The sequence below is a fragment of the Corallococcus macrosporus DSM 14697 genome (genome assembly GCF_002305895.1).
GTDB lineage: Bacteria > Myxococcota > Myxococcia > Myxococcales > Myxococcaceae > Myxococcus > Myxococcus macrosporus.
On record NZ_CP022203.1, the window covers coordinates 1,893,456 to 1,914,582 of the forward strand.

The 21,127-nt window shown below is 68.1% G+C and carries 17 protein-coding genes and 3 tRNA genes; 8 read left to right on the top strand and 12 right to left on the bottom strand.

The window, feature by feature from the left end; genetic code table 11:
* Window positions 1–27 precede the first annotated feature (27 nt).
* Window positions 28–792, bottom strand: coding sequence for a hypothetical protein (locus MYMAC_RS36715; protein ID WP_157757472.1), 765 nt, complete (start codon window positions 790–792; stop codon window positions 28–30).
* Between the two features lie 801 nt (window positions 793–1,593).
* On the opposite strand from MYMAC_RS36715, the gene MYMAC_RS08055 reads away from it, so the two are divergent.
* From MYMAC_RS08055 to MYMAC_RS08070, 3 genes are all read left to right on the top strand, one after another.
* A complete protein-coding gene (locus MYMAC_RS08055) occupies window positions 1,594–2,652 on the top strand; it encodes a transporter (protein ID WP_239989413.1) in 1,059 nt (352 codons plus the stop codon).
* A 126-nt stretch (window positions 2,653–2,778) separates the two neighbouring features.
* Window positions 2,779–3,570, top strand: a complete 792-nt coding sequence (locus MYMAC_RS36720) for a DUF6602 domain-containing protein (RefSeq protein WP_157757473.1) — start codon at window positions 2,779–2,781, stop codon at window positions 3,568–3,570.
* A gap of 163 nt (window positions 3,571–3,733) precedes the next feature.
* Window positions 3,734–4,021 carry a hypothetical protein gene (locus tag MYMAC_RS08070; RefSeq protein WP_095957649.1) on the top strand — a complete coding sequence of 96 codons (288 nt, stop codon included), beginning with the start codon at window positions 3,734–3,736 and terminating at the stop codon, window positions 4,019–4,021.
* Here the strand turns inward: MYMAC_RS08070 and MYMAC_RS36725 are convergent.
* The 5 genes from MYMAC_RS36725 to MYMAC_RS08090 form a co-directional block, all read right to left on the bottom strand.
* The gene (locus MYMAC_RS36725; protein ID WP_157757474.1) at window positions 4,018–4,158 is read right to left on the bottom strand and encodes a hypothetical protein; all 141 of its coding nucleotides are present in this window, start codon (window positions 4,156–4,158) and stop codon (window positions 4,018–4,020) included. The genes MYMAC_RS08070 and MYMAC_RS36725 overlap by 4 nt on opposite strands.
* Window positions 4,159–4,965: 807 nt before the next feature.
* A tRNA-Asn gene (locus MYMAC_RS08075) sits at window positions 4,966–5,038 on the bottom strand.
* A 6-nt stretch (window positions 5,039–5,044) separates the two neighbouring features.
* A tRNA-Lys gene (locus MYMAC_RS08080) sits at window positions 5,045–5,115 on the bottom strand.
* A gap of 6 nt (window positions 5,116–5,121) precedes the next feature.
* Window positions 5,122–5,196: transfer RNA gene (locus MYMAC_RS08085), tRNA-Pro, on the bottom strand.
* A 378-nt stretch (window positions 5,197–5,574) separates the two neighbouring features.
* On the bottom strand, window positions 5,575–6,594 hold the full coding sequence (locus MYMAC_RS08090) for an AraC family transcriptional regulator (protein ID WP_239989414.1): 1,020 nt from the start codon (window positions 6,592–6,594) through the stop codon (window positions 5,575–5,577).
* A gap of 103 nt (window positions 6,595–6,697) precedes the next feature.
* On the opposite strand from MYMAC_RS08090, the gene MYMAC_RS08095 reads away from it, so the two are divergent.
* Window positions 6,698–7,291 (top strand): malonic semialdehyde reductase, encoded by a 594-nt coding sequence (locus MYMAC_RS08095; RefSeq protein ID WP_095957651.1) that lies wholly within the window; start codon window positions 6,698–6,700, stop codon window positions 7,289–7,291.
* A gap of 17 nt (window positions 7,292–7,308) precedes the next feature.
* On the opposite strand, the gene MYMAC_RS08100 is transcribed toward MYMAC_RS08095, so the two are convergent.
* Window positions 7,309–7,878, bottom strand: coding sequence for a HesA/MoeB/ThiF family protein (locus tag MYMAC_RS08100; RefSeq protein WP_095957652.1), 570 nt, complete (start codon window positions 7,876–7,878; stop codon window positions 7,309–7,311).
* Between the two features lie 9 nt (window positions 7,879–7,887).
* Window positions 7,888–8,136, bottom strand: coding sequence for a hypothetical protein (locus MYMAC_RS08105; protein WP_095957653.1), 249 nt, complete (start codon window positions 8,134–8,136; stop codon window positions 7,888–7,890).
* Between the two features lie 801 nt (window positions 8,137–8,937).
* Here MYMAC_RS08105 and MYMAC_RS08110 point away from each other — a divergent pair.
* Window positions 8,938–12,318: a bifunctional trypsin-like peptidase domain-containing/SEL1-like repeat protein gene (locus tag MYMAC_RS08110; RefSeq protein ID WP_170114712.1), complete on the top strand. Its 3,381-nt coding sequence runs from the start codon at window positions 8,938–8,940 to the stop codon at window positions 12,316–12,318.
* 25 nt (window positions 12,319–12,343) lie between these two features.
* On the opposite strand, the gene MYMAC_RS08115 is transcribed toward MYMAC_RS08110, so the two are convergent.
* Window positions 12,344–13,651: a S8 family peptidase gene (locus MYMAC_RS08115; protein WP_095957655.1), complete on the bottom strand. Its 1,308-nt coding sequence runs from the start codon at window positions 13,649–13,651 to the stop codon at window positions 12,344–12,346.
* A 315-nt stretch (window positions 13,652–13,966) separates the two neighbouring features.
* Between MYMAC_RS08115 and MYMAC_RS08120 the strand changes: the two genes are divergently transcribed.
* The 3 genes from MYMAC_RS08120 (at window position 13,967) to MYMAC_RS08130 (ending at window position 17,824) form a co-directional block, all read left to right on the top strand.
* A complete protein-coding gene (locus MYMAC_RS08120) occupies window positions 13,967–14,668 on the top strand; it encodes an endonuclease V (RefSeq protein ID WP_095957656.1) in 702 nt (233 codons plus the stop codon).
* Window positions 14,669–14,865: 197 nt separating this feature from the next.
* Window positions 14,866–17,211 carry a GMC oxidoreductase gene (locus tag MYMAC_RS08125; protein ID WP_095957657.1) on the top strand — a complete coding sequence of 782 codons (2,346 nt, stop codon included), beginning with the start codon at window positions 14,866–14,868 and terminating at the stop codon, window positions 17,209–17,211.
* A gap of 106 nt (window positions 17,212–17,317) precedes the next feature.
* On the top strand, window positions 17,318–17,824 hold the full coding sequence (locus MYMAC_RS08130) for a DUF2267 domain-containing protein (protein ID WP_013935356.1): 507 nt from the start codon (window positions 17,318–17,320) through the stop codon (window positions 17,822–17,824).
* Window positions 17,825–17,828: 4 nt separating this feature from the next.
* On the opposite strand, the gene MYMAC_RS08135 is transcribed toward MYMAC_RS08130, so the two are convergent.
* From MYMAC_RS08135 to MYMAC_RS08145, 3 genes are read right to left on the bottom strand one after another with little or no spacing between them, the layout of a single operon-like run.
* The gene (locus MYMAC_RS08135) at window positions 17,829–18,200 is read right to left on the bottom strand and encodes a hypothetical protein (protein WP_239989415.1); all 372 of its coding nucleotides are present in this window, start codon (window positions 18,198–18,200) and stop codon (window positions 17,829–17,831) included.
* Window positions 18,201–18,210: 10 nt separating this feature from the next.
* Window positions 18,211–19,179 (bottom strand): hypothetical protein, encoded by a 969-nt coding sequence (locus MYMAC_RS08140; RefSeq protein ID WP_095957659.1) that lies wholly within the window; start codon window positions 19,177–19,179, stop codon window positions 18,211–18,213.
* 30 nt (window positions 19,180–19,209) lie between these two features.
* On the bottom strand, window positions 19,210–20,979 hold the full coding sequence (locus MYMAC_RS08145; protein WP_095957660.1) for a vWA domain-containing protein: 1,770 nt from the start codon (window positions 20,977–20,979) through the stop codon (window positions 19,210–19,212).
* Window positions 20,980–21,127 lie beyond the last annotated feature (148 nt).

Here is a 21,127-nt window from a genome sequence, read left to right on the forward strand (position 1 = left end):
CGAGCTGTCCTTGACGCGAGGGGTTCCTCATTCTTCATCGATATCAGGGCACTCGCGAGCCTCAACGGCACCGCTGCGGCCTACGCGAAAGAGCTGGAATTTTGATTTCTTCGACACGGAGAGTGGGTATGTTTTCGCTGCGAGGAAGTGCGCTCCTCCCTCAAAGATGAGACGGCCGCTAACCACCCACGTTCGGGTTTCGGGAGTTAGGGCAAAGCCATCAAGTGTTGTGAGCTGCTTGAATGCTGCTCCGTCCGGAGTGATGGAGAGAAGCTCAGGAGCTTGCCTGCTGCTGAAGCCTGAGCCGACGGTGCGATTGGTGAGCACGGAGAAGTTCTCGCCAGCCCACACGACCCACGGCTTTGTAGTGACAGCTAGGCTGTTTGTCAGGACTCGAGGGGGGACTCGCTCTCTCCCGCGGACGTCGTACTCAAGCCAGACGAGTTCATCGGAATGGCCAATCGCGACACCGAACCTGTCAGGGCCGGCGGCGAGATAGGGGGCGTGGCCGTCGGTCATGCCATCTTCAGTGAGAGGTGGCATCGATAGCTTGGCTGTCTTCGCGAGGCGCATCTTCTTGGTATCGACGAAATAGAGGACGTAGCTGCTTCTGCCGAACTGCGCAGCAACGGCCAGGACATCCCCAATCACTGCGGCGCTAGGGTGTCCGCGCATCGATCCGTCTGGAGACCGGCCCAGGGAAATCTCCCGCTGCTTACCGCCGTCTCCAAGATTCTCTACTACGAGCCGCAGGCTGCGACCGAAGTCGTTGGACTTGATCGATACGACCAATGGTGACGCGCCAAGGCTCGTCACATCGCAGTCGAGGCACGAGCGAACCCGTTCGACAATCGTCCGTGTCCACCATGTTGGAGTCAGTGCGGGGGGGCCGACGACTCGGTGGCGCCCGTGGTTCATGAGGTGGCGAGGACAGTCGACCCACGTGCCTTCTTCTCCAGCGGCTATTGATGCCACGGGGCTCAGAGAGAGGAGCAGCGCGACGGACGTGGCTAGGTGTTGGAGTTGATGCATGGCGAACAAGAATGTACAGCGCAGGAAGTTGGGGCCTAGGGGCTTTCCGGAGGGGAGTTGGGTCCGACCCGCTATGCTCGCGAGGCTGGCGGCGTTAGCGACAGCACAGCCCCAAGGGCCCATGTCCACAGCGGGCGCCGGTCAGCGCCACGGGCAGCCTTCTCCGCGTGCTGTGCCATGGCTGCATCGAGCTCTGTTCCTCACCGGGGGACAACAGTAGCGAGCCTTCCCTGGGGCGTCGAGGAGTTGGGGACTCACCCTTGAGAGGTATGGACGAAGAGGTTGCGCTCTGCCTTCGGACGAGTCGCGCCTGAAGGCATGGACGAGCAGCTTCTGGAGCGTCTCTGCCCGCGGGCAGAGACAGAAACGTGCGGGCACGGAGCGATTCTTCGGGGCGGTCTTCGGCTCTCAGAGAGAGACTCACCAAGAGCCGTAGTAGCGGCTTGACGAGAGGAGTAGGGAAGGCGGCATCATCCCGGCATGAGTCAGGCCTCTCCTTCTCAACCGCTTTCACCTCCTCCTTCGCAGCCAACGCCGCCGAAGGGGATGCCCGTCCTTGTCATGCTCATCGCCTCCTGCTTCGTGCTGGCCTTCATGGGCTGGGTCATGAGGCTTGGATACCCTGGAGCGGTGCTGGGAGCGGGCGCCCTCGCTGGGTCCATCGCAATCTTCAGGAAGAAGGACTCCAAGCACCGCAGCGCTGCCGTCATTGGCGCAATTGCTTCTGGCATTGTCGTCTTCGGCGCCATCGGGAACGGGAACGAGAAGTCGCGCAGCGAAGCTGCGAAGGCGGCCTCCATCGAAGAGGCGCGGCAGAAGGCGGAAGCAAGTCGCGCTCATGAAGAGGACGTGTCCTCGCGCATTGCTGCGCTGGTTGCGTCGACGGCTCCCCAGGAGGCAGTAGACCTTTGCAACAGCTTTGGGGACGTCGGAGCTATCCCCGAGAAAGGCCGTGCCGGGTGCGGTGTGGCGTACCTTGCCAAGGGCCGCGAGTCGCTGGCCGCCGCGAAGCTCGCAGAGGCAGTGCCCCTCCTGGAGAGGGCGAGTGCCTTGTCTCCAGGCAACGCAGACGCGGCGACCGCGCTTTCGAGCGCGAGGGAGCTGCGCGGCAAGGAGGACTTCAAGAACAAGGGGCCGGAAGTCTCCGCTGGGCTGGCGCGTGCATTGACCCATGCCAAGGCGAAGGAATGGGAAGCGGCGGAGACGGAGCTGAACGCTGCTGACGCCACCCTGAAGGCATTTGAGGGACTCGAGGTCGCCAAGTCGAAGGAGTGGAACATGCTGTCGGGCCAGGCCGCCCAGCAACGCAAGCGCATCCAGCCAGGGCTGGAGAAGCTCGAACTCCAGCGTCAGGCGCAGAAGGTGATGGTGGAGATGCGCGGGGAGAAGCCGCTGAACTCACCTTGGGATGGCTCGGTGCCGGAGGTGGAGCGGTACCTCAAGAAGGTGATGAACGACCCGGACAGCTATGAGCATGTCTCGTCGTCGGCTCCTGTTGCCCGCGACGCCTACTGGATTGTGAAGAGCTCCTTCCGTGGGAAGAACGCCTTCGGAGGGAAGGTCATCAACACGAGGTACTTCTTCATTCAGCAGGGGCAGGTTGTCCGCGTGGAGGAGTAGGGCGGTGCCCCCCCCACGTGACGAGGTGCCAAGCTCTTCTCCGCCCGTTCCGTCAATCGCTGCTGGACGACTCGCTCACATGAGCAGGAGAGGAGCATCGGAGCCTCAAAGGAGACGAGACTAGGTATGAATCAGTACTTCCATCTTACCGCACAACAACTCATGACGCGTCTCGCTCAGATTCGCGTATTTGTCACCAACCACAACCCTACTATCGGTACGCTCACGGAGACTGTACTTCGCGAGTTCCTTAAGGAACACCTTCCTGAATCCGTCGGCGTCGCGCAAGGCTTCGTACTTGGTAATGATGACGTCTTGTCCCCCCAAATGGACATCGTCCTGTACGACCGGCATCGGCACGCGCCCGTGTATCGGCTTCATGATATCGTGATCCTTCGACCAGAAGCGGTGCTCTCGATAATCGAAGTCAAGACCACGATCAATAAGAGCATCATGCACGATGCCGTTCGGTATTTTCGTCGTCTGCCGTACATTCCTCATGTGCAGACACACCTCTTCATTTATGATGCAAAGTCAATCGATAGCATTGGGAGCTATCTTCGTAGTTTTCCACATGAAGGGGAGTGGAAGTCTTTTGATCACGACACGTTCGAGATGCTTCCGGACTACGTGACTGGCATCGATGAATCATACCACCTAGGAAAGAGCGCGGTTATCCACGACTCGGATGACGTAGGATACGCCTCTTGGTTCTATGAGGACGCGGCGGGGACGCAGATCAGCGCGCTCCAGCTTTTTCTTGAAAGCATCTACAGGCACATCGATGGGAGAATTGGCACGCAACTGATTCAGCCGCAGACCCAAGACACGGGGGGGCTCAACCCTGAAGAGCAGGGCTCTGGTCGGCGAAACCGACGGACCACGCACATCCACGCCATCTCCCTCTTCCCGATGTAGCGCGTAGAGACGGATAGGGAACTCCGCCACGGCGTGACCCTCGCCACTCCTTCAGGAGCTTCTTCCGACCTACTTAGTGTGGTGGCGACATTGGGCGTCGCGCTAGAGTCTACCGGGCCGGCTATCAACAGAGCCGCTCAGGGCTCTATTCCGGAGGAAATAGGTGAGAAATCTCGAGCAAGAAGAGGCCAAGGAGAGGATGCGGCGAGAACTCCTGCCTGTGGTGCTTGAGGAGATTGGTTTGACTGGATTGTATATGACGGACGAACTTACTCGGCCGATGGCTGGAGTATTGGCCGGCCTCATTGAGCAGAGTGGCGTTGAGGTGATTCACCTCAATGTTATTCCTTGGGTTGGTGTTCATGCCTATTTGACGCATGCGAAGTATGATTTGGTGAAAGGTAAGTTGGAGGGTATGGCGATGGCTAGGTTTGGCGACGGAAGCATCTAGAGGTAATCGGCCTGGCCCTGTGTCTCGACTTCAAGGGCACGAAGCGCGCTGCCCGCGCCTTCCGCCCGGGTGGCCGCTGCCTCATACCGGCCGGCGTAGCCGAGGGTGATGAGGTTCAGCAGGGCGCCTTCCGCCATGGATGTCCCCTCCGCATGCTGCGAAAGCGGCGAAGGTAGCAGTGCATGCTTCGCTCGAAACTGCGTGGAAACTCATGCCTTCTCGCGCAGGCAGGCGGTGTTTGTTCGCGCGCAGCTCCTCGCGGGCGGAAACGGCCTCGCCTCCGCAGATCAGCGGGGCCGTCTTGGGGCGGGCGCGGCGGACCGCTGCGCGGGCCTCGACACGGCCCCGCAACGGGCGCTGGCGGCGAACGCGGGCGCATCCTCGGGCTGTCCCCGTCCTCGCCCAGCCGGAGCCACCACGGCGCGCGGGCAAGGGCCGAGAGGAGGGGCAGAGGGCCGTGCCGAGGACGCGGCCAAGAGTTTCTGAGAGCCGTCTCGGAGAGTCTGCGCGCGAGACGAAATCAGGAGTACCCAGTAAGGACTGAGGGCGTTTCGCTCTCTCGGTTAACAGAAACGAAGGGCCGGACTGGCCTCAAAAGGCTCCGGGCCGTCTTGGAGACAGGGAAGCGAAGCAACCCTGGAAGGTACGACATCGAAAGCCCTGGATTGTTAGAATCGGTCGCCCGAAGTGGTTAACAAAACTGTTAACCACTCTCGGCCTCTCTCTCCCCAAAACGGGTGAAAGAGCGGTCCAGAGAGCCCAATCGGCGGCGGAGGAGAGGGGCATCTCGCTCTGCGGGGTAGAGAGCCGAGAGCGCCCTCTTCGTCACCGCGAGCCAGAATCCCTTGGGATTCAGCGGCTTAAGCACGAAGGCCCCGCGATATCATCGCGAGGCCCTTGTTAAACAAAAAGGGCCCTACCGGTTGGTAGGACCCTTCAAGTAGCTCCCCAGGAGGGATTCGAACCCTCGACCCCGCGGTTAACAGCCGCGTGCTCTGCCAATTGAGCTACCGGGGAATGTGATACCTCCGGAGGGAGTCGAACCCTCGCCACCCGCTTAAGAGGCGGGTGCTCGACCGATGAGCTACGGAGGCGTGATGTCTGGGTGGCAGGATTTGAACCTGCGGCCTCACGGATCCGAACCGTGCGCTCTGGCCAGGCTGAGCTACACCCAGGTGATGAAGTTGTCTGTGATTGGGGACGCTGGGAGTCGAACCCACCGGCCCGGAACGACAAAAGGCCGGGTTCCCTGGTGGGAGCCCGGCCTCCGCGGAGCCTGACGCGTCCGGATGAGGGGCGCGTGCGTCAGCGGGAGTCGGGCGGACTCTTGGAATTGGCGCGGAGCCCGCCGCAAAAGGACGGAGCCGCGTCGATGTCGAACCAGGGGTTGCTCGGAGACTGGGCGCTCTTCGGATACTTCCGCGAAATCATCGTCATGGCATCACGCCCCTTTCTTGGGAGGAAGAGACGCTCCGGAAATTCATCTCTGACAGGCATGGAGCGAAGCCCGCTTCAAACGCCGCTTTCGCGCGGGGCTGTGCCGCGGACACCGCTCATCCCGGCGTGGGCTCAGCGTCGAGCCGGGCACGTTCGCGCGCGCTCCTTCGATAGGCGCCGGGGCGCTCTCCGCGGAAGCGCACGAAGGCGCGGCTGAACGAAGGCACGCTCTCGTAGCCTACGCGAGCCGCGATGTCGTCGATGGCCAGGTCGGTGTCGCGCAGGAACTCCGCCGCGCGTGTCATGCGCCACCGGGCGATGTACTCGAGCGGCGGCTCACCGACGAGCTCGGTGAACCGCGCCGCGAAGGTGGAGCGTGAGAGGCCCACCTGCGTCCCGAGCGAGGCGACCGTCCAGTGCGCTCCAGGCCGTTGGTGGATGAGCCCGAGCGCCTCGCGGATGGCGTCATCGCCCAGCGCCGCGATGCCTGGATGTCTGCACACGTGTCCCGAAGTCCCACCGGTGGTGGCGAGCGAGCGCAGTGCCTGGACGAACAGCACGTCCGCGAGGCGCTGGAGCACGAGCATGCTCGCCGGGCCGGGATGGGCTGCCTCGGCGAGGAGGAGCTGGAGCGTGGCGGAGACCCACGGCGCCGTCGCGCGGTCGTTCGGGCTCAGCGCGACCACGCGCGGCAGGCTGGCGAGCAGTGACGGCGGACGCCCTCCGAGGTCGAAGAAACCGGTGAGGATGGACGTCGGTGCGCCGCTTCCCCCGAGCTTCCTTGGACCTGGCTCGGTGCAGCGCCTGCCGTCGTGGGCATCGAGCGGCGGGGTCGTCAGGGCGTCGCGCAGGACGTGACCCGTTCCATGCGGGAGGAAGGCCGCGTCCCCGACGGAGAGGTCGAGTGGGCGCTCCCCTTCGACCTCGAGCCGGCCTGCCCCGCGAGCGATGAGATAGAACACCGCTCGCTCGTGTGTCCGGAGGCGAATTCCCCACGGCGCCCGTGCCTCGATGCGCTTGTAGAGCGCGTTGCGCAGGAGCGAGACGCCCAGCACATCCGCCAGGGCGTCGCCACGGGGGTCCTCAAGGTCCAGCTCGACAGGACGCCTGGCTACTTTATTCGGACGAGGAGGCATTGAGCGTCCATAGCGCGCTCCGTATTTAAAGGCCAATCCCGTTGCGCGTGCGTCGCCCGCTCCATCAAGGGAGCCGCCGCGCGCGCGCCGAAAAGGTGAAGCCATGTCCGAAGCCCGTTCCGAGGAGCTCGCGCTCCTCTTCCGTGAAGCACGTACGCACAATGCCTGGATCGACCGCCCGGTGGACGATGCGCTCCTGGCGCGGGTCTACGAGCTCGCGAGGATGGGGCCCACCAGCGCGAACGCCCATCCGATGCGGCTGGTGTTCGTGAAGAGCGCTGACGCGAAGGCGAAGCTTCTGCCGGCGGTGCTTCCGCTCAACTTCGACAAGGTCCGTACCGCGCCCGTGACGGCCATCGTGGCCTACGACTCGGCGTTCTACGAGTTCATGCCGCAGCTCTTCCCCGCGCGCCCGGAGATGCGGGACGTCATGGCCGGCTACCCCGCCGAAGGCCGCGCGAAGCTCGCGGAGCAGAGCGCGTTTCTCGGCGCGGGGTACGTGATTCTCGCCGCGCGGGCGCTCGGGCTCGACGTGGGACCGCTCGGCGGCTTTGACCCCGCGGGCGTGGATGCCGCGTTCTTTCCCGACGGGAAGTGGCGGAGCGTCCTCCTGCTCAACCTGGGCTACGGCGATTCATCGCAGCTCCACCCTCGAAACCCTCGGCTCTCGTTCGACCAGGCGTGCCGGGTCGCTTGAAGCGCCCCGCACAGTCCCTACGACACGACCGCGCTCAGGTTCACCAGCGAATCACGGCGGGTGCCCTGCTTCACGAAGTCCTGGATGGCGCGCGCCAGCGTGGCGGCGAGCAGGCCCAGCAAGGGAAGGTGGGCGCCCCCTTCGCAGGTGGCCTGGCCCGGTGCGTCCTCGGCATCCGGGACGAAGCGGTCGTCCCAGCGCACCAGGCCGAAGGTGCCGTCCGCGCTGACGGCGCCGTGCACCAGCGGCTTTCCCGCCTGGCGCGCGTAGTCGATGAGCACCTGGCGGCTGTGGTGGTTGTCCATGCAATCCACCAGCAGGTCCGCGCCACCGCAGAGCGCCGCCGCGTTGGCCCGGGTGAGCCGCACGCCATGCGCTTCCGCCTTCACGCCGTGCAGGTTGAGGAGCTGGAGCTTCAGCGCCTCCGCCTTGTTCCTGCCCACCGAGGGCTTCACATACGCCTGCGAGAGCAGGTTCTTGGACTCCACCCGGTCGAAGTCCACGAAGACCAGGGTGGCATCCAGGTTGCGGCACAGCACCGCCGCCAAGGAGCCAATAGCCCCCACACCACAGAAGAGGATGCGCATGGCGGGCCCCTACCGTGCCCCGAAGGGGACCTTGGGGCGCAGGTAGATGCGCTCCTCTCCGCGAGCGCCCCGGAGCCGGTCGACGACGAAGTGGGCGAACGCGTCATCACGGAGCTGGCTCAGGTGGAGGCCGGGCACGCCGCCCGAGCGGACCAGCTCCGTCGCGATGCGGCGGATGTCGGCGTCCGGCACGGGGCCGTCCAACTCCACCGGGACGTCCGCGGACATGCCGTCATAGGTGATGTTGAGCGTGGCCATCGTCGTGTGCGCCTCCTCGCGCGTCCGGCGGAGCGCGAGTCTGCGTCCGGTGGAGCTTCACGCCGGGACGGGGAACGGCGCGTGTCCTGACGCCGCCCCGCGAGTCCGTCTGTCATTGACGCCAGGGCCCGGCAGGCGGCGTCAACCCTGTCGCGCTGGGGAATCCCAGATGGGATTGCGGCGTGTTCTTGAATCGCTGGCTTTGATGCCGTGCGTGGCATCCAGGTCCATGTTGACCCGTTGTTTCGTGTCAGGACGATTCTGTGTCTTCAGCGCGCGCGTCGTCGCGGACGCGGTGGCTGCATTCACAGGGGGCTCCTTTTCCTCCAGGAGTCGTGGCACTAGAGTCGGCCGTGCCTCTCTGGCGCGGATGCGCTTGCCAGTCGCCGCGGAGAGGCTTCATCACACAAGGCCCGGTCCGCGACCTCCCGGAGGAGGGCTGCGGAACGGATGCATATGGACACCCGCATTCAGTGCCCGCATTGCGCCTTCCTGCATGAACGGCAGGCCGCGCCGCTATGCCCGAGATGCCAGCGCTCCACCTCCGCCGTGCGCACGGCGCCGGACGCTTCGGCGAATGTCCTTTCCTCGCGGAGGCGGGTTGAAGAGGAGGAGGTCCTCGGTGACTTCTCCATCGACGTGGACCTGGAGCCGGAGGCGCCGGCGCCCCCGCGCCGTGTGCGTCCCGCTCCTGCTCCGCGTGCGGCGCGCGCACCAGGGCTCGCTGGGCGTCTTCGCGCCAGGTGGAGCGCTTGGGTTCCGGAGGAGTCCACTTCGGGCGCGCGCATCGCGGCTGTCTTCTTGCTCGTCAACGCGGCGCTGACGGTGGCGGGGCACTTCTTGTATCCCCACAGCCGCGTGGTGGATGTGTCGGGGTGGGTGTCCTCGGCGGTGGACGTGGCTCTGGCCGTGGGCCTGCTGGTGGGGGCGAGGCGGGCGCATTCGCTGATGCTCGTCCGGCTGTTCCTGGGCCTGCTCTTGATGCTGGGCACGGCGGCCTTCGCGGCTCCGTCCGTGGTGGTGCTTCAGGCCGGTGGGATGCTGGGGCTGTTGCTCCTGTTGGTGGGAGCGCCAGGGGCGCGGCGGCAGACCGCGGGCGCGCTGGTGAGTGGGGCCACCTGCCTCATCCTGGTGGTCCTGCTGTCCTCCCGGTTCACGCAGACGTCGCCGCTCGATGGGTGGGTGCTGCGCCTCGACGGCGCGCTGGAGCCGGGAGCCGTCACGGACGTTCAGGGACTGGACGCGGACTACACGCTCACGTTCCCCGCCACGGGCTGGCGTCAGGCGCGTCCGGAGCATGTGGCGAAGATGAGCCCGGGGTTCGATCGCGTGTGGCTGTTGCCAGCGCGTGGGGCCGTGGTGTCCACGCGGGTGCTGCACGTCCCGGGGGCGGGTGGCGTGGACCTGGACGAGGCCGCCGAGAAGATGCTGGAAGGTCGGCCCGACGCGGAAGAGGGCGCCGAGGACACCGAGGTCGTGGCGACGGAGCCCATCGACGGGACCTTTGATGCCGCGCGCCGCTACCACCTCCGGCTGCGCAAGGACGGCCAGCCCATGGAAGCGCATGCGGCGGTCGTGGTGCAGGGGGACTACGCCTTCTTCATCGACGCCGTCGCGCCCCGCCACCGGTTCGCCTCGCTGGACCAGGAGCTGGCGGACATCGTGGCCTCATTCGCCTTCCAGGTCGTGACGCCCCGGCTGGAGGCCGGGGTGCTGGACAAGGTGCGGCAGGCCGCGGTGCAGGTCCTCTCCGGCGAGGCGTCCGGAAGCGGCTTCGTCATCCACAGCGAGAACGAGCGCACGCTCGTCATCACGAACGACCATGTGATTCGCGAGAAGGGGGAGGTGCCGCGCTTCGTGAAGGTCGTGATGATGACGCGCAGCGGAAGGCGAGAGGTCTTTGATGCCATCGTCGCGGCCTCGGATGAGGAGCAGGACCTGGCGCTCCTGTCGCTCACGGAGGCGTTCGGTACCTGGCCCGCGCTGGACTTCCGGCACACCGCGAAGCTGCCCCCTCGCTCTCCGCTGTTCGTGGTGGGCTTCCCGTTTGGCGGCTCCCTGGCCGTGCGAGGCACCTATCCGGAGGTCTCCCTCAATGCGGGCTGGATGGCCTCGCGGACGCCAGCGCCGCTGCTCGAAAAAGGGCTCCGGGTGGTCGACGTGGGCATCAACCCGGGCAACAGCGGCGGGGCGGTCGTGGATGCCAGCGGGCGCGTGCTCGGCGTGGCGGTGGCGCACGTGCAGGGCTCGGCGACCAGCGTGGTGATTTCCACCGAGACGGTGTCCGACTGGCTGCGCCGCGCGAAGGACTTCACGTTGACCTTCGATGACCGGGAGCTGGAGGTGGCCGAGGCCTCGCAGCAGGCGCTCCATGCCGAAGGCGAAGCGCGCGCCCGCGCGGCCACCGTGCTGGTGCGCTCCGCCCAGGGGAGCACCGCGGGGGTGATTGTCGGGCGCAAGGGCGAGCACCACCTGCTGGTCATCGCGAGCCTCGATGCCCTGGGCGAGGCGTGGCGGCCGGGCACCGCGCTGCCCGAGATGACGGTCCGCTTCCGTCCGGCGCAGCCCGAGTCCGTGGACCGTAAGGCGGAGGTGCTGCGCGCCAGCGCCGAGGCGGGCATGGTCCTCCTGTCGGTGGTCGGACGTCCTGACGACGCGGAGCCGTTGGAGCCCGCGTCGGCCTCGAAGCATGACAGTGGCACGCCGGTGCGGGTGCTGGGCTACCGCCTGGGGGAGGACGGCAAGCTGCTCCGCAAGAATCCCTCGGCGCAGGCCGCGGCGGGCGCGGTGGCCAGCGTGCAGCGGGATTCGAACCAGCAGGTGCGCTTCCTTCATGTGGACGTCGGCGTCAACTACGGGCAGACGACGGGGCCGGTGCTGGATGCGCAGGGCGCGCTGGTGGGGCTCGCGGTGGCGCGGGTGAAGAACACCAACGTGAGCCTGGTGCTCCCTGGAGAGAACCTCGTGGGGCTCCTCCGGGGTGGCATCCGCTCCGGCGGGTGGAAGCTCTTCCGCGACCGGGATGGGCGGTGCGCCCTCAGTGTCCTGGCGGTGTTGGACAATCCGTTGGGCGTCTCGCAGACCGTCCAGGTGCGCATGTCGAGGGAGCCCGTCTACGGGGAGCCGAGCGGGCCCGCCGGCGTCAAGCCGCTTGGCGAAGCGCTCATCGCGGCGGACGCAGGGCACCGCAGCCAGTTGGAGCTGACCGCCGAGGTGGACTGCGCCGCGGTGGCGCCCTCCGTCCAGTTGGGCCTGGTGGATTCACAGGGCTCCCGCTACACGGCCCCTGGACGGGGGGAGCACAGGTCCGGGGGAATGCTCATGGGGCTCGTCGCGGGCACGAGCGGCGCAGGGGACGAGGCCGACGACATGGTGGAGTTCTTCCTGAGCCCCGTTCCCGCGCCGGCTGCCTGGGGCCAGGAGTGCGCCGAGGGGGACGCGGTCCTCTGCCGGCAGCAATGCGATGTTGCCCAGGCGCGCCCGTGCTTGAGGTTGGGCCGGTTGCACCTGGAGGCGTCCCGCCACGCCGAGGCCCTGGCCGCGTTCGCGCGGAGCTGCTCCCTGGGCAACCTGAACGGATGCATCGAGCTGGGCCTTGCGAGCCAGTCGATGGGGAGCCGCCGGGGTTCAATCGCCTGGCCGGACGAGTCGGAGGAGCGCCTGCGCAAGGTCTGCCAGGCCTCCTCGCAGCATCCGGACTCCCGCCGTGCGTGCTGGGCGCTGCGGCCCGAGAGCTATGACACCGCCCTGTCGTCCGCGGTGCGGCTCTGCGCCTCGTCCCGCGTCCAGTGTACCGAGCTCGGACACCTGTACCTCGCGGGTTCGTGGAACCCACAGCGCTTCGGGACCAGCGCCGCGAAGGCGTTCTCCATGGGCTGTGAGACGGGCGACGCCCAGGCCTGCCTCAGCCTCGCGCGGCTCCAGCTCGAGGGCGTGGGCGTCCCCAAGAACATCCGCGTGGCCATGAACACCTTCGAGAAGCACTGCCAGCAGGGGCGGTACCTGGGCTGTGAGGACCTCGCGCGGATGCACGCGACGGGACTCGGGGTTCCCAAGAACCTCGCCGAGTCCCGTCGCCTGATGCGTGAGATTTGCAAGACGGGCGTGTCCAGGTCGCCCCACTGCGAGTTCGTGCGCCATCAAGCCCGCAACGAAAGGCTGGGCACGGCGAGGCGGGAGTAGGGCTTCGCCGGTGTCTGGCGCGGGGCTACCGCGGCTCGCTGCTGCTGACGACGGCGGGCTTGGGCAGGTAGTCCTTGAGCTGCACGACGGGCAGCCCCGGAATCGCGGTGATGAAGCCCGAGTACGCCATCAGGTTGGGCGAGCACCAGCCCGGGTTGGACACCGTGTCCGGCGTGGCGTTGGCGTTCACCGCGCTGGCCACCGCTTCGGGTTTCGCCGTGGGGTTCGCCTCCAGGAACAGCGCGGCGAGCCCCGTGACGTGCGGCGTGGCCATGGAGGTGCCGCTCAGCTCCCGGCTCTCCTTGTCGCCGTAGTGCCAGGAGGACTTGATTTTGTTGCCCGGCGCGAAGACGTCCACGCAGTCACCCCAGTTGGAGAAGGTGGCGCGCTTGTCCTTGTTGTCGGTGGCGGCCACGGTGATGGCCTCCGGCGTGCGGGCGGGGGAGTGCTTGCAGGCGTCGTTGTCCTCGTTGCCCGCGGCGACGACGTAGGTGACGCCCGCGGCGATGGAGCGGCGGACCGCGTCGTCGAGCGCCGGGTCCACGTCACTTCCCAGGCTCATGTTCGCGACGGCCGGCGAGACGTGGTTGCGCGTCACCCAGTCGACGCCCGCGATGACGCCAGAGGTGGCGCCGGAGCCGTCGCAGCCCAGGACTCGGACGGAGTGGACAATCGCGTTGCGCGCCAGGCCGTAGGAGGCGCCCGCCGCGGTGCCCGCCACGTGCGTCCCGTGGCCATTGCAGTCGTTGCCCCGCATGCTGTCGCCAATGGCGTCGAAGCCCACCGAGGCCCGGCCGCCGAACTCCCGGTGCGAGAAGCGCACACCGGTGTCCAGGATGTAGATGTGCACACCCTGGCCCGTCGCGGTGAAGGTGTAGAGCTTGTCCAACGGGAGCTTGCGCTGGTCCATCCGGTCGATGCCCCAGGTGGGCCCCTGCTGGCTCTCGGCGATTTTGACCACGCCGTTCTCCTGCACGTAGTCCACTGCGGGGTCGTTCGCCATGGCCCGTGCCTGCGCCTGCGTCATCTTGGCCGCGAAACCACGCAACGCATTCTCATACATCGCGAAGGCGGTGCCGCCGTAGGCCGTGGTGAGGTTCGCCGTGGCTTGCTGGACCTGGACCTGCTCCAGGCTTTGGGCGGGTGACTTCAGGACGACAATGTATTCACCCGGAATCTTCTTCTTCACCGTGATGAACTTGCCGGCCCGCTTCTGGCCAACCGTGGGCCTGCTGACCGTGCGGTCCTTGCAGGGGACCTGCCGTGATGCGCACGCCCCCATCAGCAACATCATGCCCACGGAGACGAACAGCTTCAGTGTGTGTCGATTCATGTTTTACCCAGAGGAGTTGGTTGTGATGGGTAAAACGGGTGTACATCAAAAACGGCTTAATCTTGAATCAGCCTGGAGGGATGAGACAGCGGTCGGTGATTGAACACGCCATGGCGCTCCAAGGCGCGATGTCTGGCCATGCGCCGCCGCGGACGGCGGCTTCCGGTGGACGTTCTGCTGCCCATCGCTCGTGGGGTGGCTGCCGCGTCACGAGGCCATGGCGGCGCGCCGCGCGTTCACCAGTCCACGCTGGGGCAACGCCCGGGTTGCCCCGCGGGACGGGCCCTTCAGATTGGTTGAGGAGGTGGTGCGTGCATGGAGCTACAGCCCGAGGTGAGCCGGTGGAACGTCACGCCTTCGGAGGCGGTGGCGTTGCAGCGCCGGCTGCGTGAGCAGTTGGTGCTCAGTCCACCCCCCGGCTTGAAGGTGGAGCGCGTCGCGGGCGCGGACATCTCCACGGAGAAGGGCAAGGACACGGGCTTTGGTGGGCTCGTCGTGCTGGACGTGGCGACGCTGGCGCCGGTGGCGCGGGCCGGGGCGGCGGTGACGCTGCACTTCCCCTATGTGCCCGGCCTGCTGTCCTTCCGCGAACTGCCCATCATCGCCGCCGCCTGGGAGCGGCTCACGGTGCGCCCCGACGTGGTCATCTTCGACGGCCAGGGCACGGCCCATCCGCGGCGCATGGGGATTGCGTGTCATGGAGGGCTGCTGTTCGGCGTGCCCTCCATCGGCTGCGCCAAGTCCCTGCTGGTGGGGACGCATGGCCCGCTGGGGGAGGCGCGGGGCTCCACCGCGCCCCTCATGCACCGGGGCGACGTCGTGGGCATGGCGGTGCGCACGCGCAAGGGCGTGCAGCCCGTGTACGTGTCCCCGGGGCACTTGATGGACCTGCCCACGGCGGTGGACCTGGTGCTGAAGGTGAGCCCGAAGTACCGCGAGCCGGAGACGACACGGCACGCGCACCGGCTCGTCAACGCACTCCGTCGCGCGGACGGCGAAGCCGCCGAGCTGGAGTAGGGGCCCGCCCCTGATTTTGACCGCCGTCCGAACCGCCTCTATGTCCACGGGTGGCTCCAGCGCTTGGAGCCTCAAGGAACGGCGGCCCGGGCGTCTGTCCCCCTGGCCGCTCTTTCCCGCCACCCCGCACTGGCGGTAGCACCCCAAGCCGCGGAGTGGAGCTGGGGCCAGGGCGGGAGCTGTCATGGGGAGCGCCAATGCGGAGGTTGTCGTCACCTTGGAGTGAGCTGGCGTCGCATTACGCCGTGGTGGTGGTGGGCTCGGGGTACGGAGGGGCCATCACCGCCAGCCGCCTGGCGCGCGCGGGCCAGCAGGTCTGTGTCCTGGAGCGAGGCCGGGAGTTGCTGCCCGGTGACTACCCGCGCACGGACGCCGAGTTCATGTCCGAGCTCCAGGTGCACTTCGACCCCGAGGCCGCGGCCGACGTGGGCAGCCCGACGGCCTTGTTCGAGCTCCACCGGGGCGGGGACGTCTCCGTCGTCACGGGCTGCGGCCTGGGCGGGACGTCGCTCATCAACGCCAACGTGGCCATGCGGCCGGACCCCCGCGTGTTCTTGGACACGCGTTGGCCGGACGCGTTCCGCGCCGACGTGGACGGCTTGCTGGAGGACGGCTTCGCCTGGGCCGAGCACATGCTGCGGCCGCTGCCCTATCCGGAGGCCGCGCCGCCGCTGGCCACGTTGGTGGCGCTGGCGCGGTCCGCGGAGAAGCTGGGCGGCACGTTCCGCCGGCCGCCATTGACTGTCACCTTCGAGGAGGGCGTCAACGCCGCGGGGGTGCGTCAGGGCGCCTGCACGTTGTGCGGTGACTGCATGACGGGCTGCAACTTCGGCGCGAAGAACTCCGTGCTGATGAACTACCTGCCGGACGCGCACCGCCACGGGGCGAAGCTCTTCACCGAGGTGGGCGTGCGCTACCTGGCGCGCGATGGAGACCGGTGGCGCGTGTACTACCGGCCGATGAACGCGGGCCGCGAGCGCTTCGATGCGCCGGACCTGTGGCTGACCGCTGACCGCGTCATCCTGGCGGCGGGGACCCTGGGCACGGCGGAAATCCTGCTGCGTTCGAAGGCGCTGGGGCTGCCGCTCTCCGGGCAGCTTGGGCAGCGCTTCAGCAACAACGGGGACGTGATGGCCTTTGGCTACAACACGGACGTCCCTGTCCATGGCGTGGGGCTGGGGGAGGCGCCCGCCGCGGGCCGCGAGCCCGTGGGCCCCACCATCAGCGGCATCATTGATGACCGGGCCACGCTGCGGCAGGAGGACGGCATGGTCATCGAGAACGGCGCCATTCCCGCGGCGCTCGCGCGGCCCGTGACGGCGCTCCTGGCCGCGGCGTCGGCCCTCGCGGGCCAGGACACGGACCGGGGCGTCATCGACCGGGTGGAGGAGCTGGCGCGCATCGCGGACAGCGCGGTGCGCGGGCCGTACCACGGGGCCATGCGCAACACGCAGACGTTCCTCGTGATGTCCCATGATGACGGCGCGGGACAACTGCGGCTGTCGGGGGACCGGGTCCGCGTCTACTGGCCGGACGCGGGCCGGCAGGCCGTCTTCACGCGGGTGGATGAGCGCCTGCGCCGCGCCACGGAGGCGCTCGGCGGAACCTTCGTGCGCAACCCGCTCTGGAACAAGCTCACCGGCCACGAGCTGCTGTGCACCCATCCCCTGGGCGGCTGCGCCATGGGGGAGCGCGCGGAAGAGGGCGTGGTGGACCACGAGGGCCGCGTCTTCGCGGGCCCTGAAGGCACGGAGGTCCACGAGGGGCTCTACGTCATCGACGGCTCCGTCATTCCAAGGCCGCTGGGCATCAACCCGCTGCTCACCATCTCCGCGGTGGCGGAGCGCACCGTGGCGCTGATGGCCCGGCGGCACGGCTGGAGCGTGGACTACTCGCCGGTGCCGGAGGCCCCGGGCCCGAAGCCCGCGCGGCCCCTGGCCGTGCAGTTCACCGAGACGATGTACGGGTACATCTCCGCCGGAGCCGACGAGGACTTCCTGCGGGCCGGGGACCCCGCGCGCCGGGACACGTCGCCCTTCCGCTTCATCGTCACGGTGGACACACGGGACCTGGAGGCGACGCTGGCGCATCCGCTGCACCCCATGCAGTTGTCGGGCAGCGTGGTGGCGCCCGTGCTGTCCTCCCGGCCGATGACGGTGGAGCACGGCGTGTTGCACCTGATGACCCACGAGGGCGCCCGTCCCGGAGGACGGCGGATGCGCTATCAACTTCCGCTGGTCTCCGAGTCCGGCGAGCGCTTCTTCGTCGACGGCTACAAGGACGTCCACGACGACGACGGGCCGGACCTGTGGGTGGACACCACGCGGCTGCTGGTGTCCATCTTCCACGGCGAGGACGCCTCGGGGCCCTGCATCGCCCGGGGCTACCTGCGGCTGAACGCCAAGGACTTCGCGGTGCAGCTCTCCACCCTGCGAGTGCTCCATGCGCAGGGGACGGTGCAGCGGCTGGCGGCGCTCGCCCGCTTCGGACGGTTCTTCTTCGGGGAGCTCTTCGAGACGTACGTTCGGAGCAAGGCCGCGTAGCGAGCGGGGAGGCGGCGGCACGACCTTCGTGCCGCTGCGTCGTGCTCCTTCCGGACGGCGTGGGCACCGTGAGGCGCACACGCCATTCATGAAGGAAGGACAGCCCATGCCCAATGACCGCGAGCAGGGAAAGGGCGCTCCGCAGGGCAGCGAGCGTCAGACCAGCCGCCGGGACACGCCCATCGAGGTGCGCAGGCGACTGCGGCACGAGTCCCGGACGAGCCAGACATACGCGGCCTTCATCAAGCACCTGTGCGAGCGTGGCGGCATGTCGCCCGCGGTGGCCGAAAAGGCCGCGGTGGCCGTGCTCTGCGCCCTGGAGCAGCGAATCCTCAGCGAGGAGGCAAGCGACCTGGAGGACCAGCTCCCTCGCAAGCTGACCCTGCTGCTGCACCGCTGCGAGAAGCATGAGGACGAGCTACCGCCCAAGTTCCACCGGGAGCACCTGCTGCGCCGGGTGGGGGAGGACTTGAGCCTGCAACCGGACGCGGTGGAGCCGGTGGTGCGGGCGGTGATGGATGCCGTCCGCGACCAGATTACCGAAGGGGAGGCCGAGGACGTCATGGGCCAGCTTCCCCCGGACATCCGCGACCTCTGGACCCGCACCGTCTGAAGCGTCAGGCGAGGCCACCAGGCGTGTGGCGGATGCCGGAGGCGCTGCGCAGCGCCTCCGCCCACCAGGGCTCGTCCGCCACCAGGACGTCCCGGCCTTGTCGCCGCGCCACCATGCCCTCGGGGGCCACGACGGAGAAGCGCAGGGGCTTGCCGAGCGCGGAGGTGAGCGCGGCCATGGTGCTCTCATCCTCGGCGGAGAAGCCGAGCGGGCCTTCGGGGTGGCTGTGCGCCACCTCCTCCAGGACGTCGCGCAGCCGCCAGATGGCCTCCCACCGGGCGCGCGAGTCCGGTAGCTGAAGCGGGCTGTCGGATGCGTCGCACCACAGCACCTCGCCGTCGCCGCTGATGAGCAGGCAGACCTCTCGTGTGGGCATGGCCCGCTCCTCAGGCATACCGGGTCACCACCAGGACCTCGGTCTCAATGGCCTCACGGATGACGGACGGCAGGCTCTCCAGCGTGACCTCCCCATCCGCGCCGGCCAGACAGATGCCCGCGTCCAGGACCTGGAGCGAGTCGGCCGCGACAATGGAGACGAACCGCTCCCCCATGAAGGCATACGTCACCTCCAGCCGCTGGTCCGCGAGCCTCCGCAGGCCCAGCGGGCGGGCACCCGCGTTCAGCAGGGCCTGCTGGGCGCGCTGCATGCCGTCCTCGCTTGCCCCCAGGGGGCCCGTGCGTCGCTGGGCCTCCGCGACCAGGCGCGCGGAGAGGGCCCGCCGCTCGGCGTGCGCCTGGGCCTGGCGCAGCCGTGAAGTCTGGGCCTCTCGTTCAAGGCTCAGCCGCCGCAGGCAAGCCTCCGCCGGGACACGGCCCCCCTCCGCCACCGCGAGTATCCGGCCGCGGACCTCGGCGGGCACGAAGCGGATGCCCACGTCCCGGCTGACCTGGGCCAGCAAGGCGTAGCCGAACGCGGCCCGCAGGGAGGCGCTCACGCCCCGGATGCCAGAGAGGGGCTGGTCCTCCTCCAGCGCGAGGCGCGCCGCGCCCTCGGCCTCGCTTTCGAAGTCCACACACTCGAAGAGCAGGGCGCCGTCAACCCAGCGACGGGCGCTCACGGGCGCCAGGCGCGGCGGCTCCTCCTCCGGCATCAGCTCCAGGGGCTCGGCCACGGCGCCCTCGCGCACCAGCCGGCGGCCCCAGACGTGGCCCCGCACGCGAGGCAGCGCCTCCAGGCCCTCGGGCTCGGAGGGCTCACGCGGCGTGGCGTCCCGTCCCTTCACGTCGAAGCGCCACCACCCCGGCTTGACTGGGGGGGTGACACGGAGGCGTCGCGAGGCGGAATCCACGGTGCCGCCGCCGAAATACGGCAGCACCCTCGACTCCACCTTCCCGAGGAACTTCCGGTAGTCCACGACGCCTCCTCCTGCTCACCTGCGTTGCCTTCACGCCACCTTCAGCAGCGGCGTGCGCAACACCCGCTCCACCCAGCCGGACTGGCGGGCTCCCGGCAGCGTGGGCGCGTCCAGCAGCGCCTTGAGCACCCGGGGGACCTGGTACGGGTCCTCGAACTGGGCCACATCCACCTCGCTGAAGGGCACGCCCAACTGCGCGGCGCAGGTCCGGACCGTCGAGCCCCGCGCATGTGCCACCGACACCAGAAGGGCCATCGCCGACACCGGGATGCGGAGGTCACGGAATGCCCGGGCGAACTGGTCGCCTGCCTCTCCGGCCTCGTCTCCCACCACGATGACCACCAGCTTCGCGCCCTCTGGGACCTGCACGCCGGCACGGTGCAGCGCGTACACCGCGGACGCGTGCGCCGTTCCACCCGACGCCCGCAGCCCCGCCAGCATGTGCTGGACGGCGATGCGGCTCGCGGCCTTCGGGCGCAGCACCGTGCCCAGGGTGTCGAACGCGGCGATGTGCAGCTTGTCCATCGGGAAGCCCGCGAGGATGCGCGACAGCGCCTCCTTCGAGCTCTCGATGGCCCCCTCCATGGAGCCCGACTTGTCGATGAGGAACATCACCCGCACGTCGGTCTCCGCCGTCGCCTCCGCCACCGCCTGCCGTGCCGCGTTGTCGCTGGCCTCCTCCAGCTTGGCCCGCAGCGCCTCGCCGCGGACGTTCTTCGCGATGTTCAGCGCCCGCTGGTCCGTGGCCGTCTGCACGGCCTCCTCCCAGCGCGCGCGGATGGCCGGGTCCGTCAGCAGGCCCAGGTCCTCGAGCGTGGGCGTCATCAGCCGCAAGTCACGGTCCGACAGCGAGGGCAGCAGCGCCGCCATGATGGCCGGCGTGAGGCCCACGTCCTTCGGCAGCCGGCCCACGACCTCCTTGTAGGAGAGGCGCTCCAGCTCGACCCACTCGCAGATCTCCGCCTCCGACAGGCCGTCGAAGCGCTCGCGCTTGACCAGCGTCAGCCCGTTCAGGCCCACCTCGCGGTGGCCCTGCGCGGACTGCTTCTGCTTCCAGCCGAGCACCTCGAAGAAGCCCTGCGCGCGCGGCTTGTAGCCCGCCTTGCGCGCCAGCTTCTTCAGCGTCTCCTTGTAGCCCGCCTTCACCAGTCCCTGGAGCATGGGCAGGTTGGCCTCGCGCGCCGCCAGCCACTTCGACGCCACGCGCCTCCAGCGGCCCAGCGGCGCCTTGCGGGACGCCGGGTCACCAAAGCCCGCCTCGCGGTTGAGCCGGGCAATCTCAGGGTGCTCCAGCAGCTCCGCCACGCGCAGCACGGCCTTGGGCGTGAGCATGCGCGTCGACTTGCGCTCGTAGTGGAGCACCATCGCCTCGCCAATGGCCCGCCAGTCGTCGTCGTGGAAGGCCACGCCGCCCTGCTCGTCGCGCACGGGCTGGCCCGCATGCTCCTGCACCAGCATGAGCGCGCACGTCGCGACCTTCAGGTCACGCCAGTCCGTCTGCGTCAGCGCGTAGGACGCGAAGTGCGCCATCAGCTCCGCGTTGAGCTTGTAGATGTCCAGGAGCTGCCGGTAGAGCCTCACCGCGGCGGGAGCGAAGAGGCCCGGCTTCACCGGACGTCCCTTCTCGCGCTGGAACGGCGTGGCGTGCGCCGCCGCGTGCCAGATGCCATTCACCTCCAGGCCCGGCCGGTTGTGCCACAGGTGGGCGGAGCCGCTGAGCACCAGGTCCAGCAGCCGCTCGGCGGGACCGCGCTGTGCCTCGGGCAGCAGCGCGTTCGGGTGCTGCGTCTGGGTCGTCATGGTGTCCCCCTTGGGAAAAGGTGCGCCCGAGTGACGAGGCCGGTTCTCTGGATTAAAGGTCCCAGTGCTCGACCGCTGAGCCACGGAGCCCCGAAGGACTCCGGCGGGATTCGAACCCGCGTAGCTGTATGCGTGTTGGACCCCGTCG